This is a genomic window from Comamonas sp. UBA7840, assembly GCF_002501455.1.
In the GTDB taxonomy this organism is placed as follows: Bacteria; Pseudomonadota; Gammaproteobacteria; order Burkholderiales; family Burkholderiaceae_C; genus Comamonas; species Comamonas jiangduensis.
The window spans coordinates 71495-88737 of sequence record NZ_DLTI01000032.1 but is presented as its reverse complement, the minus strand read 5'-3'; the positions used below and the strand labels follow the sequence as shown (position 1 = coordinate 88737).

General features: G+C 60.0%; 14 protein-coding genes. All 14 read right to left on the bottom strand.

The window, feature by feature from the left end; translation table 11 throughout:
* Positions 1 to 53 precede the first annotated feature (53 nt).
* The 14 genes from trpA to grpE all read right to left on the bottom strand — a co-directional run bounded on the left by trpA (position 54) and on the right by grpE (position 17189).
* The gene (gene trpA, locus B3R00_RS12990; RefSeq protein WP_174863044.1) at positions 54 to 875 is read right to left on the bottom strand and encodes a tryptophan synthase subunit alpha; all 822 of its coding nucleotides are present in this window, start codon (positions 873 to 875) and stop codon (positions 54 to 56) included.
* Positions 872 to 2140 (bottom strand): tryptophan synthase subunit beta, encoded by a 1269-nt coding sequence (gene trpB, locus B3R00_RS12985; RefSeq protein ID WP_286999364.1) that lies wholly within the window; start codon positions 2138 to 2140, stop codon positions 872 to 874. Before trpB ends, trpA begins: the two co-directional genes overlap by 4 nt.
* A gap of 5 nt (positions 2141 to 2145) precedes the next feature.
* On the bottom strand, positions 2146 to 2865 hold the full coding sequence (locus B3R00_RS12980; RefSeq protein WP_286999363.1) for a phosphoribosylanthranilate isomerase: 720 nt from the start codon (positions 2863 to 2865) through the stop codon (positions 2146 to 2148).
* A gap of 24 nt (positions 2866 to 2889) precedes the next feature.
* Entirely contained in the window at positions 2890 to 3705 is an 816-nt protein-coding gene (gene truA / locus B3R00_RS12975; protein ID WP_286999362.1) for a tRNA pseudouridine(38-40) synthase TruA, read from the bottom strand.
* Positions 3706 to 3754: 49 nt separating this feature from the next.
* Positions 3755 to 6526 carry a FimV/HubP family polar landmark protein gene (locus tag B3R00_RS12970; protein ID WP_286999361.1) on the bottom strand — a complete coding sequence of 924 codons (2772 nt, stop codon included), beginning with the start codon at positions 6524 to 6526 and terminating at the stop codon, positions 3755 to 3757.
* A gap of 393 nt (positions 6527 to 6919) precedes the next feature.
* A complete protein-coding gene (gene asd, locus B3R00_RS12965) occupies positions 6920 to 8032 on the bottom strand; it encodes an aspartate-semialdehyde dehydrogenase (RefSeq protein ID WP_286999360.1) in 1113 nt (370 codons plus the stop codon).
* Between the two features lie 384 nt (positions 8033 to 8416).
* Entirely contained in the window at positions 8417 to 9493 is a 1077-nt protein-coding gene (gene leuB / locus B3R00_RS12960; RefSeq protein ID WP_286999359.1) for a 3-isopropylmalate dehydrogenase, read from the bottom strand.
* A 132-nt stretch (positions 9494 to 9625) separates the two neighbouring features.
* Positions 9626 to 10282, bottom strand: a complete 657-nt coding sequence (leuD, locus tag B3R00_RS12955; protein ID WP_286999358.1) for a 3-isopropylmalate dehydratase small subunit — start codon at positions 10280 to 10282, stop codon at positions 9626 to 9628.
* A gap of 26 nt (positions 10283 to 10308) precedes the next feature.
* The gene (locus B3R00_RS12950) at positions 10309 to 10434 is read right to left on the bottom strand and encodes an entericidin A/B family lipoprotein (RefSeq protein ID WP_219163966.1); all 126 of its coding nucleotides are present in this window, start codon (positions 10432 to 10434) and stop codon (positions 10309 to 10311) included.
* A gap of 44 nt (positions 10435 to 10478) precedes the next feature.
* The gene (leuC, locus tag B3R00_RS12945; protein ID WP_286999357.1) at positions 10479 to 11900 is read right to left on the bottom strand and encodes a 3-isopropylmalate dehydratase large subunit; all 1422 of its coding nucleotides are present in this window, start codon (positions 11898 to 11900) and stop codon (positions 10479 to 10481) included.
* Between the two features lie 41 nt (positions 11901 to 11941).
* Positions 11942 to 12883 (bottom strand): LysR family transcriptional regulator, encoded by a 942-nt coding sequence (locus tag B3R00_RS12940; RefSeq protein ID WP_286999396.1) that lies wholly within the window; start codon positions 12881 to 12883, stop codon positions 11942 to 11944.
* Positions 12884 to 13366: 483 nt separating this feature from the next.
* Positions 13367 to 14503: a molecular chaperone DnaJ gene (gene dnaJ, locus B3R00_RS12935; RefSeq protein ID WP_284213326.1), complete on the bottom strand. Its 1137-nt coding sequence runs from the start codon at positions 14501 to 14503 to the stop codon at positions 13367 to 13369.
* Positions 14504 to 14600: 97 nt separating this feature from the next.
* Positions 14601 to 16544 (bottom strand): molecular chaperone DnaK, encoded by a 1944-nt coding sequence (dnaK, locus tag B3R00_RS12930; protein ID WP_284213325.1) that lies wholly within the window; start codon positions 16542 to 16544, stop codon positions 14601 to 14603.
* Between the two features lie 90 nt (positions 16545 to 16634).
* Positions 16635 to 17189: a nucleotide exchange factor GrpE gene (gene grpE / locus B3R00_RS12925; RefSeq protein ID WP_219163970.1), complete on the bottom strand. Its 555-nt coding sequence runs from the start codon at positions 17187 to 17189 to the stop codon at positions 16635 to 16637.
* Positions 17190 to 17243 lie beyond the last annotated feature (54 nt).

Here is a 17243-nt window from a genome sequence, read left to right as displayed (position 1 = left end):
TTTAGGGCAATCTCACTTGGCACACATACAACGGATGTGGGCCAGGGGGCGCATTATGCATCCATCGTTTTGCGCACACCGCGCAAGAAATCAATGGCCAGTGGGACAATTTTTTCGTGGGGTTGATCTTCCAGCAATTGGATGATCTTGCTGCCAATGATGGCTGCATCCGCAATTTGGGCGACCGCATGGGCGGTTTGGCCATCACGAATGCCAAAGCCCACCCCCACGGGCACGTGGATGTGCTGCTTGATGCGGGGCATCATCGCTGCCACAGCATCCACATCCAGTGCGTTGGAGCCGGTCACCCCCTTGAGCGAGACGTAGTAGACATAGCCGCTGGCGATGCGCGCCACTTGTTGGATGCGTTCATCGGTGCTGGTGGGGGCCAGCAGGAAGATCTGGTCCATGCCCTTGGCGCGCAGCTTGGCGGCAAACGCTTCAGACTCCTCGGGGGGGTAGTCCACCACCAAGATACCATCGACACCGGCTTCGGCTGCATCGTTAACGAAGGCGTCCGTGCCGTGTACCTGGTCGTAGCGCTCCACCGGGTTGGCATAGCCCATCAGCACCACGGGGGTGGTGTGGTTCTTCTGGCGGAACTCGCGCACGTAGGCCAGCACCTGCTTGAGGCCCACGCCATTGGCAATCGCGCGGTCACCGGCTTTTTGGATGACGGGGCCATCGGCCATCGGGTCCGAGAACGGCACCCCCAGCTCGATGATGTCCGAACCAGCTTCCACCATGCCGTGCATCAGCGAGGGCGTGATGGCGGCAAACGGGTAGCCAGCCGTCACGAAGGGGATGAGGGCCTTGCGGCCTTCCTGGTTCAGTTTTTCGAAAGTGGCAGCAATTCTGGATGGTTGTGGGCTCATGCAGCGGGCCCTCCCTTGACGGTCAGACCGCGCATCGATGGGCGGTCGTAAAAATCTACACCCGACAGATCGGCCACGGTGCCGATGTCCTTGTCCCCCCGGCCCGACAGGTTGACCAGGATGGATTGTTCGGGCTTCATGGTCTTGGCCAGCTTCATGGCATAGGCCACGGCATGGCTGGACTCCAGCGCAGGAATGATGCCCTCGACGCGGCACAGGTAGTGGAAGGCTTCCAGCGCTTCCTTGTCGGTGATGCCCACGTACTGCGCGCGGCCGATCTCCTGCAGCCAGGCGTGCTCAGGCCCCACGCCGGGGTAGTCCAAGCCAGCGCTGATGGAATGGGTCTCCATGATTTGACCGTTGTCGTCCTGCATGATGAAGGTGCGGTTGCCGTGCAGCACGCCCGCGCTGCCCTTTTGCAGCGATGCCGAGTGCTTGCCGGTGTCCAGGCCTTCGCCCGCAGCTTCCACGCCGATCAGCTGGGTGTTCTCAAACGGGATATAGGGGTAGAAGATGCCCATGGCGTTGGAGCCGCCACCCACGCAGGCGACGACGACATCGGGTTGCTCGCCCGCCATCTTCAGTTCCTTGAAGATCTCGGGCATCTGCGTCAGGCACTCTTCGCCAATCACGCTCTGGAAATCGCGCACCATGGCTGGGTAGGGGGCCGGGCCAGCCACAGTGCCGATGATGTAGAAGGTGTTGTCCACGTTGGCCACCCAGTCGCGCATGGCTTCGTTCAGCGCATCCTTGAGGGTCTTGGAGCCTGACTCCACGGGCACCACGGTAGCGCCCAGCAGCTTCATGCGGTAGACGTTGGGGCTTTGGCGCTTGACGTCTTCAGCACCCATGTAGACCACGCACTCCAGGCCATAGCGCGCGCAAATCGTTGCCGTGGCCACGCCGTGCTGGCCCGCACCGGTCTCTGCAATGATGCGTGGTTTGCCCATGCGCTTGGCCAACATGGCTTGGCCGATCACGTTGTTGATCTTGTGCGCGCCGGTGTGGTTCAGGTCTTCGCGCTTCAGATAGATTTGCGCGCCGCCCATCTCTTTGGACATGCGGGCGGCGTGGTACACCGGCGAAGGACGGCCGACGAAGTGCGCCAGTTCAGAGCGGAATTCGGCAACGAACTCCGGGTCGTGCTGGTATTTGGCATAGGCATCGCGCAACTCCGCCAGAGCGTGGGTCAGGGTTTCGCTGGCAAAGCTGCCGCCATAGGGGCCAAAGTGGCCGTTTGCATCGGGGTAGGAATATTCAAACATCAGGATTAGGGGGCCAGTGGTGCATCGGCAGCACGCACGGCTGCAACGAAGCGTTGAATCTTTTCAGCATCCTTGATGCCCTTGAGCGTTTGGCCTTCGGGGCTGGTGGCTTCGACGCCGGAGCTGACATCAACTGCCAAAGACAGGCAGCGGGGTCGCACCTGGCGGATGCCATCGGTCACGTTTGCAGGCGTAAGTCCACCAGACAAAACGAGGTGAGCGTTGACGCTTGTTGGAAGGAGTGACCAATTGAATGCTTTGCCTGCACCACCGTAGCCGTCCACATGGGCGTCTAACAAAATGGCCTGGGCCTGAGAGTAATGATCGGCGTATTTTACGAGGTCAAAGCCCTTGGCGTCGTTACCTAGGGGAATGCGTGCAGCGCGCAGGAAACGGTAGCGCCCATTTTCGGTGGCCAGCGCGCAGCTTTCAGGGGTTTCGTCTCCATGAAACTGCAGCAATGCGTGCGGAATGGCGCGTACCGCAGCGCTGACTTCAGCGGCGCTGGCATTGACGAACAGCAGCACGGGCGTGACAAACGGTGGTAGCCGCTGCGCCAATTGGGTGGCGCGCTCCAAGCTGACGGCGCGCGGGCTGGGCGCGTAGAGCACAAAGCCCAAGGCATCGACGCCCGCAGCCACGGCGGCATCGACATCGCATTCACGGGTCAGTCCGCAGACTTTGATGCGAGTGCGAGAAATAGGAGCTGTCAGCGCTTGTTCCATAAGGGTTTAATGCCAATTTGATGCTTAAGGGAGCCAGTCGAAACCGGGAACGCGATCCGGCAAATTCCATTCGCTACCGTAAACAGGGCCCATGAAATACAGGCCGTGGGGCGAGAAAGTGGGGGCTGCGGCATCGCGAGAGCGCGCTGCCAAGACCTGCGCCATCCACTCTGGTGCGTAAGAGCCATCCCCAATGGCCACCAAGCAGCCCATGATGTTGCGCACCATGTGGTGCAAGAAAGCACTGCCTTCAAACTCAAAGCGCCAGTAGCAGCACTCCATCTCCCGGTGCAGCGAGTCGGCCACGCTGCGGCGCGTGATGTCCAGCCGGTGCAAGGTTTTGACGGGGGACAGGGCTTGGCAGGCCGACGCGCGGAACGACGAAAAATCGTGCTCGCCAATCAGATACGCCGCAGCTTGGCGCATGGCATCGCCATCAAGCGCATTGAACACCCAGCCCACGCGGCCCGTTTCCACGCTGGGGCGCACGGGCGACTGCAGCAGCACATAGGCGTAGCGGCGCGAGGTGGCGCAGGCGCGGCTGTGAAACGCATCGGGTACAGCACGCGCCCATTGCACGGCAATGTCTGGCGGTAAAAAAGTGTTGGTGCCGCGTACCCATGAGCTTTCAGGGCGTTGCAGTTCCGTATCAAAGTGCACGACCTGCATGAGCCCGTGTACCCCAGAGTCCGTGCGGCCCGCGCACAAAGTGGAGATGCTATGCGTAGCAAAGCGGCCTAAGGCCGCTTCGAGTTTGTCTTGAACGGTGTTGCCGTTCGTTTGGCTTTGCCAGCCGTTGTAGGTCTGGCCGTTGTAACTTACCCCGAGGGCTATGCGCATGGCGGCTCCTGGGGAAGCGGCGCAGCCGCTTCAGAAAAAATGCAAATCATCAATCCAATTCAGACAGCATTTTTTGTGCACGTTCCTTGAGTGATCCGCTGGCTTCTGCCAGCACTTCTTCGATCAAGGCCCGGGCACCTTCGCTGTCGCCGATAGCGTTGAATTCCTGTGCCAAGTCAAGCTTGGTGGACAGGGGGTCATCGGCCAGATTGTGCACGGGCTGTGCTGGTGCTGCTGGCGCTGCGGCATCACCCAAGTCCAGATCGAGGGAACCTAGGTCAAAGTCCAGGTCGCTGGCTTCGGTAGTGTCTGGTGCTGCCGCAGGTTCTACGACCGGGCTAGCGGGTGATGGCAGCTCTTCTGGGGTAACGGACGTGCTCAAGTCAAAGTCAAGGCCTGCATCGATGGCTGGTGCAGGCTCTGCCACAGAGGAGGGCGCTGCAGGTGCCGAGCTGGGCTGAGCCATGGGCGGCACATCGAAACCAGAGAGGTCCAGATCCAAGCCACTCAAATCATGGGCGCTGTCGTCTTGGGCCATCAGCGTGTCTTGTATCAGCGTGGGCGGGTCTTGCGGCTCAGGGGCTGCAGACACATCGAGCTGGCTGTCTAACGCACTTGGCCGCTCCAAGGATGCGTAGTCGTCATCCGATGGCAGCGGCGCTGTAGGGGCAGCAGATGCCGTGGGTGCTGGGGTGGTGATGGGGGCGGGCGCGGCAGTATGGCTGAGGCCATCGTCCGGTAAATCCAGATTCAGGTCTATATCGGGCATCGGCTGGGCGGCCGCCACGGTGGCAGCGGTAGCGACTGCGGCAACTGCGGCGTTGCCCGTGTGCTCGGGTTTGACGGAGTTCAAAGCGGCGGCAAATGGCGAAGTAGGCTTGCTGCTGGCAGTGCCTGCCGCAGTGTTGGCTGCTGCGAAGAACGGGTTGGTAGGGTCCATATGGCGGCCCATTTCCACCACCCGTTGCCATTCTGGATCTTGGCTGCTGCTGACGTCTTGCATGGCACGTGCAATGCCTTCCAGCGCCTTGATGTCATGGCGTTTGACATAGATTTCTGCCAATTTCACGTGGATCGACAAGCGACCGGGTTGGCTGCGCAGTGCCTCCTTCAGGATTTCCTCGGCCTGCACATCACGGCCATACGCCAGATAGACATCGGCTTCGGCGACAGGGTCTACATCCCCACCACCATCCAACTGGCTAGGGGAGTAGGCCATGGTGGAGGCTCCCGCATCTGCGCTGCTGGTGTCAACCTGCTGACCCCCGCTGCTGCCAAAGAAAGAGTCTGGCTGCAGCTGGCTGTCTCCCAGGCTGGGGTCTTGTGCAGTTTGCGCTGTGCGGCGGCGCTTCCATGCGGTATAGCCTAGCAAGCCCAAAAGTACGGCGACCAAGCCTGCACCGGCTGGCACTAGGGGGTTGTCCAGCAATTCATCCATGACCGAAGCTTCTGCCGCTGGCGTAGGCGCGGGTGCTACAGGTGCCGGCTTCTTGGCGGGTGTGGCGTCGGCTTGCGGTGTAGGGGGCGATGCTTCTTGCGCTGTCTCTGCAGAAGGCGCTGCACCTGCTTCTATCGCGGCTGGGGCATTGGCTTCACTGGCGGCAGCAGCAGTGGCGTTGGCCACTTCCAGAGAAGGAGCCGCTGCAGCGGCGGCATTCGTCGCCTCTGGGGTGGCTGCCGCTGGGACATCAGGCTGGGTGCTTGCAGCGGCAGTGGCGGGCGCTGTATTTGCGGAGTTTTGGGCCAAGTCATTGAGCTCTGCCAAGTTGCGCTGCAACTCATTCAGGCGGTTGTCTTGGTCGCTGGCTTGCTTTTGCTCGGCCACCTTGGCTTCGGCGGCTGCATTCTGTACAGAACCCTTGGAAAGGGTCAGCTTGTCAGGTGTTTCGGCGCTGGGGCGTGTTTCTTCGACGCGCGCTTGCACTTGCCCGCCAGAGCTGCGGTCGGCAGCCTGTACGGTGGCCTGCGGCGCTTTCGATGCCAAGCTGCGGCGATAGGCATTGAAATCACGGCTTTGCGCTGCAACGATTTGGCGGGCCTCGGTTTTGGAGGTTTCCAGTGCTTGATCGCGGCTGGGCACCTGCACGACGGCACCGGCACGAAGGCGGTTGACGTTGCCGTTGATAAAGGCATCAGGGTTGCTGCGCAGCATGGCCACGAGCATTTGGTCGAGGGAAACGCCCGCCGGACGGTGGGTATTGGCAATGCGGCCTGCAGTATCGCCCGCGCGAACGCGTGTGCTTGCTTCGCTGGAAGCTGCGGGCGCAGACGGGCTTGCAGGGGCTGCGGTGTTTGTCGGTGCGGTGGCGCGCTGGCGTGGCGCTGCACTGGAGTTGTAGTCGCGAGCCGCAACCGATGGGTTGGCTGGAGCCGTGATTTGTGGCGGCGCCACCGGTGCCGGGGCATTGCGTTGTGCGGCAGGGGGGTCTAACAGCAGGGTGTAGCTGCGCACCAGACGGCCGGTACTCCACTGCGTCTCCAGCACCAAATCGACAAAAGGCTCTTGGATGGGCGTAGTGCTGCTCAGGCGCAGGCTGGCTGTGCCATCTGCGTTGCGTTGCAGTTGCACTTGGATGGAGCGTGCGGCATTGCTGTAGTCCATGCCCTGGGCCCGAAAGGTTTCGGCCGAGGCGATTTGGGCGACCAAGCTATTGATTTCTGCGGCGGTGGCTTGGGGGATGGCAATTTCAGCCTGCAGGTTCTCGCCCAGTGCGGAGCGCACATTCAGCGATCCCAGCGACAACGCCCACGCATCGGTGGTGTTTAGTGCAGCAGAAACAAATGTGGCTGCAGCCAAGGCTGAAAGTTTCCAACGATGCATGTTTGTGGTCACGTTCAAAATGTTGGGCCGAAGTGATTACGGCGGGTGTTCTTATTGGGGCGCTGCACGCAGCCTCTCCCACTGGTGCGACATTGGCAAAGACATTAGCAGCAATGCCAAAGGGTGACAAGCCAAGCCAAAGCCCGAAAAACAAGGCTTTTTAGGGCATGGATGTTGTCAAAGCCTTGATTATGACAAGCACAACCGCGCGGTAAGGCGCAAGTGTGCGCTCTTACTGCAGGTCTGGAGGTCGTTGTGGCGGTGAACCCCCCTGGTGTGCGGGCGATGCTGTGTGGGGTGAATGGGATGTTGTCTGTGGGCGACAAAGCACCAAGCCTCGCGCAAAGAAAAAAGGAAGCCGTAGCTTCCTTTTTATGGGCGGCCGAACTGGGCTTACTTGGACAGCAGGATGCGCAGCATGCGGCGCAGCGGTTCGGCAGCGCCCCACAGCAACTGGTCACCGATCACGAAGGCCGAGACGTATTCGGGGCCCATGTTCAGCTTGCGCACGCGGCCCACGGCCACTTCCAGGCCGCCGGTGGTGGCGGCAGGTGTCAATTCCTTGACGGTTTCTGCACGGTCGTTGGCCACGAACTTGACCCAGGGGTTGCCACCCTTGATCAGTGCTTCGATCTCGGCCAAAGGCAAGTCCTTCTTCAGCTTCAAAGTCAGCGCCAGCGAGTGGCAGCGCATGGCGCCAATGCGCACGCACAGGCCGTCCACAGGAATAGTGGCTGCTGTGCCCAAAATCTTGTTCACTTCGGCCTGGCCCTTCCATTCTTCCTTGGACTGACCGTTGGGCAGTTGCACGTCGATCCAGGGGATCAGGCCGCCCGCCAGCGGTGCGCCAAAGAACTCGGTGGGCACGTCTTCGCGGATGGTGGTGGCTACCTTGCGGTCGATGTCCAAAATGGCAGAAGCGGGAGTGGCCAGCTCATCAGCCACAGCGGCGTGCACCACGCCCATGCCCTTGAGCAGCTCACGCATGTGGTTGGCACCGCCGCCCGAAGCCGCCTGGTAGGTCATGGAAGATACCCACTCCACCAGACCAGCCTTGAACAAGCCACCCAGGCCCATCAGCAGGATGGAGTTGGTGCAGTTGCCGCCAATCCAGTTCTTGCAGCCGGCAGCCAGCTTGGACTTGATCAGCTCGTCGTTGACGGGGTCCAGCACGATGACGGCGTCGTCTTCCATGCGCAGCGAGGAGGCGGCGTCAATCCAGTGGCCATTCCAGCCAGCAGCGCGGATCTTGGGGAAGACTTCCTTGGTGTAGTCGCCGCCCTGGCAGGTGATGATGATGTCGCACTTGGACAGCTCGGCGATGTCGTTGGCGTCCTTCAGTTGGGTGTGCACCGTGGCCATTGCCGGGGCTTTGCCGCCAGCGTTGGAGGTGGAGAAGAACACGGGTTCGATCAGGTCAAAGTCGCCCTCGGCCTGCATACGGTCCATCAATACGGAGCCGACCATGCCGCGCCAGCCCACCAAACCTACCAATTGCTTGCTCATTTTGAAACGCCCTTAAGAAGAAGTTGCGAAAACAGATGTGAAAGTGCTCAATCTGGCTTCCTGCACCCGGCTCGTCTGGCCGGAAAAGGGCGCACGACGAACCGGGCTGGGTCAGCCTTTAATCGTCGTTGTCGTGGTTGTCGCGCGCACAGCCACGCCTGCCAGCAAGGCAGTGTTTTGAGTAGCTGTAAGAATATGGGCGGCAAACATAGACGTAAATTGTAGCTTAACTAATGCGGCTTTAGAAAATCTAATCTCTGCCCGCCGCAAGGGGTTTGGCAGTGATTGTGGCGGCAAATGCACACCACAACACCTTAAATTTTCTGTGCAGACATTAGCCGCCAGAAAAAAGCCGCGTGGCGCAAGGCGCACGCGGCTTGGGTTTTAGACCGCCGCCAGTGCGGTCACGACGGCATCGCCCATTTCGCGGGTCGATACCTTGGTGGTGCCTTCGCTGTAGATGTCGGCGGTGCGCAGGCCGTCGGCCAGCACCTTTTGCACGGCCGCTTCGATCTTTTGTGCGGCAGCTTCTTGCTGCAGCGAGAAACGCAGCATCATCGCCGCCGACAAGATGGTGGCCAGCGGGTTGGCAATGCCCTTGCCGGCGATGTCAGGGGCTGAGCCGTGGCTGGGCTCGTACAGGCCTTGGCCTTGCGCGTTCAAGGAGGCTGAAGGCAGCATGCCGATGGAGCCGGTCAGCATGGAGGCTTCGTCCGACAGGATGTCGCCGAACATATTGCCCGTCACCACCACGTCAAAGCGCTTAGGTTCCTTGACCAGTTGCATGGCGGCGTTGTCCACATACATGTGATCCAGGGCCACATCGGGGTACTGCTTGCCGATCTCGGTGACGATGTCCTTCCAGAACTGGAAGGTCTCCAGCACGTTGGCCTTGTCCACGCTGGTCACGCGTTTGCTGCGCTTTTGGGCGGCCTGGAAAGCCACGTGGGCAATACGCTCAATCTCGGGGCGCGAGTAGCGCATGGTGTCAAACGCTTCTTCTGCGCCGGGGAAGTGGCCGTCTTCGGCAATGCGGCGGCCACGCGGCTGGCCGAAGTAGATGTCACCGGTCAGCTCGCGGATGATGAGGATGTCCAGGCCTGCGACCAGCTCGGGCTTGAGGCTGGAGGCATGCGTCAGTTCCTTGTAGCAAATCGCAGGGCGGAAGTTGGCAAACAGGCCCATGTGCTTGCGCAGGCCCAAAATGGCTTGCTCAGGGCGCAGTGGGCGGTCCAGCGAGTCGTACTTCCAGTCGCCCACTGCACCAAACAGCACGGCGTCCGATTCCATCGCCAGCTTCAGCGTGGCGGGTGGCAGGGGGTGGCCTGCGGCTTCGTAGGCGGCGCCGCCTACGGGCGCGGTTTCCATCTCCAGGTCCAGATCCAGTGCGTTGAGCACCTTCACGGCCTCGGCCACGATTTCGGGGCCAATGCCATCACCGGGCAAGACTGCGATTTTCATCATATTCCTCAATTTTTTGATAGCTGCTTGCGCTCTTTATTCATAGGTTTCAAATACAAAAGCATCTGAAATCTATAAATAACGCGCGCTGGCAGCTCATTTATTTATAGATGTGCGTGGGCTGTTGCGCACTCAGGCTTGGACCAGGCTGTGCGACAGCCAGGGCTTTTGCGCCAGGCGTTCGGCTTCAAAGGCCTTGATCTTGTCGGCGTGGCGCATGGTCAGGCCGATGTCGTCAAAACCGTTGAGCAGGCAGTACTTGCGGAAAGGAATCACGTCAAACGCAATTTCTTCACCCTGAGGGCGCACGATGACCTGGCGCTCCAGGTCAATCGTCAGCTCATAGCCCGGGAAGGCAGCCACTTCGTTAAACAGCAGATCGATCGTGGCCTCGGGCAGCACGATGGGCAGCAGGCCGTTCTTGAAGCTGTTGTTGAAGAAGATGTCGGCAAAGCTGGGCGCCAAAATGGCGCGGAAACCATACTGATCCAGCGCCCAGGGCGCGTGCTCGCGGCTGGAGCCGCAGCCAAAGTTCTTGCGTGTGAGCAAGATGCTGGCGCCCTTGTAGCGCGGCTGGTTCAGCACAAAGTCGGGGTTGGGCTTGCGCTGGTCTTCGGGCACGCCGGGCTGGCCAGGTTGGTCCAGGTAGCGCCATTCGTCAAACGCGTTGGCGCCAAAGCCGGTTTTCTTGATCGACTTGAGGAACTGCTTGGGAATGATGGCGTCGGTGTCGACGTTTTCGCGGTCCATGGGGGCCACCAGGCCCTGGTGTACGGTGAATTTTTGCATGGCTGTCGAAGTGTTCTGTCGTCAGATCAACGGGCAGCGCGTTCAATCGCGTTGCCGGCTTTTTGCACGTCCTGGCCAATCCCTTGCACGGTGTTGCAAGCGCCCAGTGTGAAGGCCAAGCCGATCAAAAGAATCGTGAAGGAAGGCTTCATGGTGTGTCTCCCGGTCTCGTTGAATCTGTGGTTGTACGGGTGGTTTAGGCGAACTTGCGGATGTCCACAAAATGGCCGTGGATGGCGGCTGCCGCAGCCATGGCCGGGCTGACCAGGTGGGTGCGGCCACCCGCGCCCTGACGGCCTTCGAAGTTGCGGTTGGAGGTGGACGCGCAGCGCTCACCGGGCTCCAGGCGGTCGGCATTCATGGCCAGGCACATGGAGCAGCCGGGTTCGCGCCATTCAAAGCCGGCGGCCTTGAAGATCAGATCCAGACCTTCGCGCTCGGCCTGCTCTTTCACCAGGCCCGAGCCAGGTACCACCATCGCCAGCTTGATGTTTTTGGCCACTTTCTGGCCCAGCTTTTTCACCACCGCAGCGGCTTCGCGCATGTCTTCAATGCGGCTGTTGGTGCACGAACCAATAAACACCTTGTCGACAAAGATGTCGCTCAGCGGCTTGCCGGGCTCCAGGGCCATATAGGTCAGCGCCCGCTCGATGGCGCCGCGCTTGTTGGGGTCTTTTTCCTTGTCGGGATCCGGCACGCTGGCATCCACGCCCAGCACCATCTCGGGGCTGGTGCCCCAGGTCACTTGGGGCACGATGTCGGCGGCGTTGAGTTCCACCACGGCGTCGAACTTGGCGTCAGCGTCGGAGTGCAGCGTCTTCCAGTAGGCCACAGCAGCATCCCATTCCGCGCCAGTAGGTGCCAATGGGCGGCCTTTGACGTAGTTGATGGTTTTCTCGTCCACCGCCACGAGGCCGGCGCGGGCGCCGCCTTCAATCGCCATGTTGCACACCGTCATGCGGCCTTCGATGGACAGATCACGGATGGCTTGGCCTGCGAACTCAATCGTGTAGCCCGTGCCGCCGGCCGTGCCGATCTTGCCAATGATGGCCAGCACGATGTCCTTGGCAGTCACGCCGGGGGCGACCTTGCCGTTAACCTGCACCAGCATGTTCTTGGCTTTTTTGGCCAAGAGCGTTTGCGTGGCCATCACGTGCTCGACCTCGGAGGTGCCGATGCCGTGCGCCAGTGCGCCAAACGCGCCGTGGGTGGAGGTGTGGCTGTCGCCGCACACGACGGTCATGCCGGGCAGCGTGGCGCCTTGCTCAGGGCCCATCACGTGAACAATGCCCTGGCCCTTGTCCATGAAGGGGAAGAAGGCCGCCGCACCAAACTCCGCAATATTGGTGTTGAGGGTGGTGATTTGTTCTTTGCTGATGGGGTCTTCAATGCCGTCGTAACCGCGCTCCCAGCCGTGGGTGGGGGTGTTGTGGTCGGCCGTGGCCACCACGGAGCTGATGCGCCACAGCTTGCGGCCCGCCAGGCGCAGGCCTTCAAAGGCCTGCGGGCTGGTGACTTCGTGCACCAGATGGCGGTCGATGTAGAGGATGGAGGTGCCGTCTTCCTCGGTATGGATGACGTGCTCGTCAAAAATCTTGTCGTAAAGGGTGCGGCCCATAAGTGTTCTCGTCTTCGTGGGAAAAAGTTGTCTCTGAAATTTTAGGCAGCCGCCTTGGCAACTGACACCCAGCCTTTGCCGAGGTGTTCCACCAGCAAACGCGATGTCACGGGCAGCGCATCAAAGTCACGCGCCACCAGACTCAGCGTGCGCTGGGCCCAGCCGTCGGTCAGCGGCACACTCTTTAAATGGCCCACGCCGTGCATGAGCTCAAACGCGCGATCGGGGATCAGGCCCACGCCTAGGCCGTTGTCGATCATGCGGCACATGGCATCCAGGCTTGTGACCTGAATGCGCTGGTGTAAGGGGTGGCCCGAGCGCGCCGCCGCGCCGCGCATGGCCAGGCTGATGGAGCTGCCGCCATGCAGGCCGACAATGTCCCACTCCAGCACTTCTTCAAAAGAAATCGATGTGCGCTGTGCCAGTGCGTGGTCTTGGGGCACCACCAGCACCAGCTTGTCGGTGCGGTAGGGGCGGGTTTGCAGGCCATTGGTGTTGGCTTGGCCCATGTTGCAAATGCCGATGTCGGCCGTACCTTCTTGCACAGCCTGCAGCACGTCGGCGGACAGGTGCTCTTGCAAATCGATCTTGATTTGGGGGTGCTCTTTGCTGAAAGCGCCCAGGTCTTCGGGCAAGAACTGCACGATGGCCGAGATGGTGGCGTGCACGCGCACATGGCCGCGCACGCCATCGGCGTATTCCGAGAGCTCGCCTTGCATGCGCTCCAGCCCATACAGCACGTTGCGCGCGTGGTGCAGCAGGCTTTCGCCCGCAGGAGTGAGGGTGACGCCACGGCTGTGGCGGTACAGCAAGGCCGTATCCACGGCGGCTTCCAGATCAGACAGGCGCTTGCTCACGGCGGAAGCGGCGATGTACTCTCGTTCGGCAGCGCGACCAATGCTGCCAAGCTCACACACAGCGACAAACAACTGCAAAGAGGTCAGGTCGATACGGCGTGCAAAACTGCGCTCGGAATTTTTCATGGCGGGGAACACTTTTTCAGTCTTCTCGTTTTGAGAAGTTGAAAGCATTTTCTCACCCTGATTGGCTGCTTGTCATCGCGCAACGCGAAGTCTTGGGGTATGAAAAGACCAGCAAAGACTTCGTGGTTGGCGATGGCTGGTGTGTTGCTAGTGAAAAAGTGAGCGCCTAGCGCTGGTGTTGCATGCACTTCAAGGTGCTTTATGGCTGAAAGTGTCAAAAAAAAGCGGAACCAGCTCTTTTTTATGAAGCGGTGGCTGCTGGGCATGCAAGCCCGACTAAGCCGTAGCTGATGGTGCTGGAGAGTATGAAAAATGCCAGCAAGCGCTTAACCAGCAGGCATTATGTGCTTTAGAAGTTGTAGCGCAGTGCGTGCTGACAGCCCCGTTGCGGTCGGAGGCTGAGCCATAGAGCTAGCGGTGCCTTAGAGCGCCTGGAAATGAAAAAAAGCCCTGCAGTGCAGGGCTTGTGGGTAGTGCGTTCAGTTAGCTGAAGAAGCGTTTGAGCTTGTCGGTCCAGCTTTCACCGTTGGGTGAATGCTTGCCGCCGCCCTTTTTCAAGGATTCTTCCAGCTCGCGCAGCAGCTTGCGCTGGTATTCGGTCAGCTTCACGGGTGTTTCCACCACGATGTGGCAGTACAAATCGCCGGGGTAGCTGGAGCGCACGCCCTTGATGCCCTTGCCGCGCAAGCGGAACTGCTTGCCCGCCTGGGTGCCTTCGGGAATGTCGATCGCGGCCTTGCCTTGCAGCGTGGGCACTTCAATCTCGCCACCCAAAGCGGCGGTGATAAAGCTCACGGGCACTTGGCAGTGCAGGTCATCACCTTCGCGCTCAAAGATGTCGTGTTCTTTGATGCGAATTTCAATGTACAGATCACCGGGAGGGCCGCCGTTCATACCGGGCTCACCGTTGCCGGAGGAGCGGATGCGCATGCCATCGTCGATGCCTGCAGGAATCTTCACTTCCAGGGTCTTCTGGCGCTTGATGCGGCCTTGGCCGCCGCAGCTGGTGCAGGGCTCGGGAATGATCTTGCCCGTGCCGCGGCAGTGGGGGCAGGTCTGCTGCACGCTGAAGAAGCCTTGGCGCATTTGCACCGAGCCTTGGCCACCGCAGGTGGTACAGGTCTTGGGGCTGGTGCCGGGTTTGGCGCCGCTGCCGTGGCAGGTATCGCAGCTGTCCCAGCTGGGGATGCGGATTTGCGCATCTTTGCCCTTGGCAGCTTCTTCCAGGGTGATTTCCATGGAGTAGCTCAGGTCGTTGCCGCGGTAGACCTGACGGCCGCCGCGTGCACCCCCTGCGCGGCCACCGCCGAACATGTCGCCAAAAATATCGCCAAAGGCTTCAGCAAAGCCACCGCCGCCGCCAAAACCGCCACCCATGCCGCTGTTGGGGTCTACGCCAGCATGACCGTATTGGTCATAAGCAGCGCGCTTTTGGCTGTCCGAGAGCATTTCGTAGGCCTCTTTGACCTCTTTGAACTTCTCTTCGGCTTCCTTGGCTTGCTCGCCCTGATTGCGGTCAGGGTGGTACTTCATGGCCAGCTTGCGGTAGGCCTTTTTCAGTTCTTCGTCCGAGGCAGTCTTGCTGACGCCGAGGACTTCGTAAAAGTCGCGTTTGGACATTGGTATTTACAGACGGTAAAAAACAGGAACGCCGCGCAAGTCGCCTTGGCAGGCGGCAGCGCGGCGGCAAGCGGTCACGTATGCCGCTGCGTCCAAATTACTTCTTCACTTCCTTGACTTCCGCGTCGACGATGTCGTCATCGCTGGAGCCTGCGGGCTTGGACTGTGCCTGCGCAGCTTCGGGGGCCGCTTCCGCGCCGCCTGCGGCTGCAGCAGCCTGGGCTTCGGCGTACACCTTCTCACCCAGCTTCTGGCTGGCGGTCATCAGCGCCGTGGTCTTGGCTTCAATGGCCTCCTTGTCTTCACCCTTGAGGGCTTCTTCCAAGTCCTTGGCAGCAGCTTCGATGGCTTCCTTCTCAGAGGCTTCCAGCTTGTCACCATGCTCGCCCAGGCTCTTCTTGACGCTGTGTACAGCGGCTTCACCCTGGTTCTTGGCTTGCACCAGTTCCAGCTTCTTCTTGTCGTCGGCCGCGTTCAATTCAGCGTCCTTGACCATCTGCTGGATTTCCTCTTCCGACAAACCGGAGTTGGCCTTGATGGTGATCTTGTTTTCCTTGCCGGTGCCCTTGTCCTTGGCGGACACGTTCAAGATACCGTTGGCGTCGATGTCAAAAGTCACCTCAATCTGGGGCACGCCGCGTGGAGCTGCGGGAATGCCTTCCAGGTTGAACTCGCCCAGCGCCTTGTTGCCCGAAGCCATTTCGCGCTCGCCCTGGTAGACCTTGATGGTCACCGCAGGCTGGTTGTCGTCTGCGGTCGAGAAGGTCTGCGCAAACTTGGTGGGGATGGTCGTGTTCTTGGTGATCATCTTGGTCATGACGCCACCCAGGGTTTCAATACCCAGGGACAGCGGAGTCACGTCCAGCAGCAGCACGTCAGAACGGTCGCCCGCCAGCACTTGGCCTTGCACGGCAGCACCCACGGCCACGGCTTCGTCAGGGTTCACGTCCTTGCGGGGTTCCTTGCCGAAGAATTCCTTGACCTTTTCCTGCACCTTGGGCATGCGGCTCATACCGCCCACCAAGATTACGTCCTGAATGTCAGACACGGAGATGCCAGCATCCTTGATGGCAGTGCGGCAAGGCGCAATAGTGCGCTCGATCAGGTCTTCCACCAAAGCTTCCAGCTTGGAGCGTGTCAGCTTGATGTTCAGGTGCTTGGGGCCGCTGGCGTCTGCAGTGATGTAAGGCAGGTTGATGTCGGTCTGTGCAGAGTTCGACAGCTCAATCTTGGCCTTTTCAGCCGCTTCCTTCAGGCGTTGCAGGGCCAGCACGTCCTTGGACAGGTCTACGCCTTGCTCTTTCTTGAACTCAGCAATGATGTAGTCGATGATGCGCTGGTCAAAGTCTTCGCCGCCCAGGAACGTGTCGCCGTTGGTCGACAGCACTTCGAACTGCTTTTCGCCATCCACATCGGCAATTTCGATGATGGACACGTCAAACGTACCGCCGCCCAGGTCATACACGGCGATCTTGCGGTCACCCTTGCCCACCTTGTCCAAGCCAAAGGCCAGTGCAGCGGCAGTTGGTTCGTTGATGATGCGCTTGACTTCCAGGCCAGCGATACGGCCTGCGTCCTTGGTTGCTTGGCGCTGCGCGTCGTTGAAGTAAGCAGGCACAGTGATCACGGCCTCGGTCACTTCTTCACCCAAGAAGTCCTCAGCGGTCTTCTTCATCTTGCGCAGCACTTCTGCGGAGATTTGGGGTGGCGCCAGCTTTTGGCCGCGCACTTCCACCCATGCGTCGCCGTTGTCAGCCTTGGCAATAGTGAAAGGCATCAGGTCGATGTCTTTTTGCACTTCCTTCTCGTCGAACTTGCGACCGATCAGGCGCTTGGCAGCGTAGATGGTGTTCTTGGGGTTGGTGACGGCCTGGCGCTTGGCGGAAGCACCCACCAAAATTTCGCCATCTTCCTGGTACGCAATGATCGAAGGCGTGGTGCGTGCACCTTCGCTGTTTTCGATCACGCGGGTGTTGTTGCCTTCCATGATGGCCACGCAGCTGTTGGTCGTGCCCAAGTCAATACCAATGATTTTTCCCATTTGAATGCTCCGAATGCTGTGATGTTTGATTGGCTTGTAACTAAGGGTGATTACTAGGATTTCAAGCCAATCGATAAGGTTTTTTGAAGTTTATTTTGGGGCTGCCACAGTGACCAAGGCAGGGCGCAGTACGCGCTCTGCAATCAGGTAGCCTTTTTGCAGCACGGTGACTACGGTGTTGGCTTCTTGGTCTGCCGGCACTACGGAGATGGCTTGGTGCTGGTGGGGATCAAACTTGCTGCCCGCCGCAGGATTGATCAAGATGACTTTGTTGCGCTCCAGCGCATGTTGCAGCTGGCGCAAGGTGGCATCTGAGCCTTCGCGCAATTGCTCTGCCGTTGCGTTTTGAATCGCCAAAGCGGCGTCCAGGCTGTCGCACACGGGCAGCAGGCTTTCTGCAAAACTTTCAATACCGAATTTGCGCGCTTTGCTGACCTCTTCTTCAGCGCGGCGGCGCATATTTTCGGCTTCAGCCTTGGCGCGCAGGAAATGGTCAGCCATTTCGGCGTTCTTGGCCTTGAGTTCAGCCAGTTCGGCTTGCAGGCGAGAGATTTCGTCGGCCACATTAGCGGCCATCGCAGCTTCGACTTCCTCAGGCGAGGCGTCAACAGGGGCTGCGTGGGGCGTATTGGTTTGTTCTGACATGTGGATAGCGTCTCTAAAGAGTGAACCTTGTTAGTTCACTTGGGGGCGGGTTTT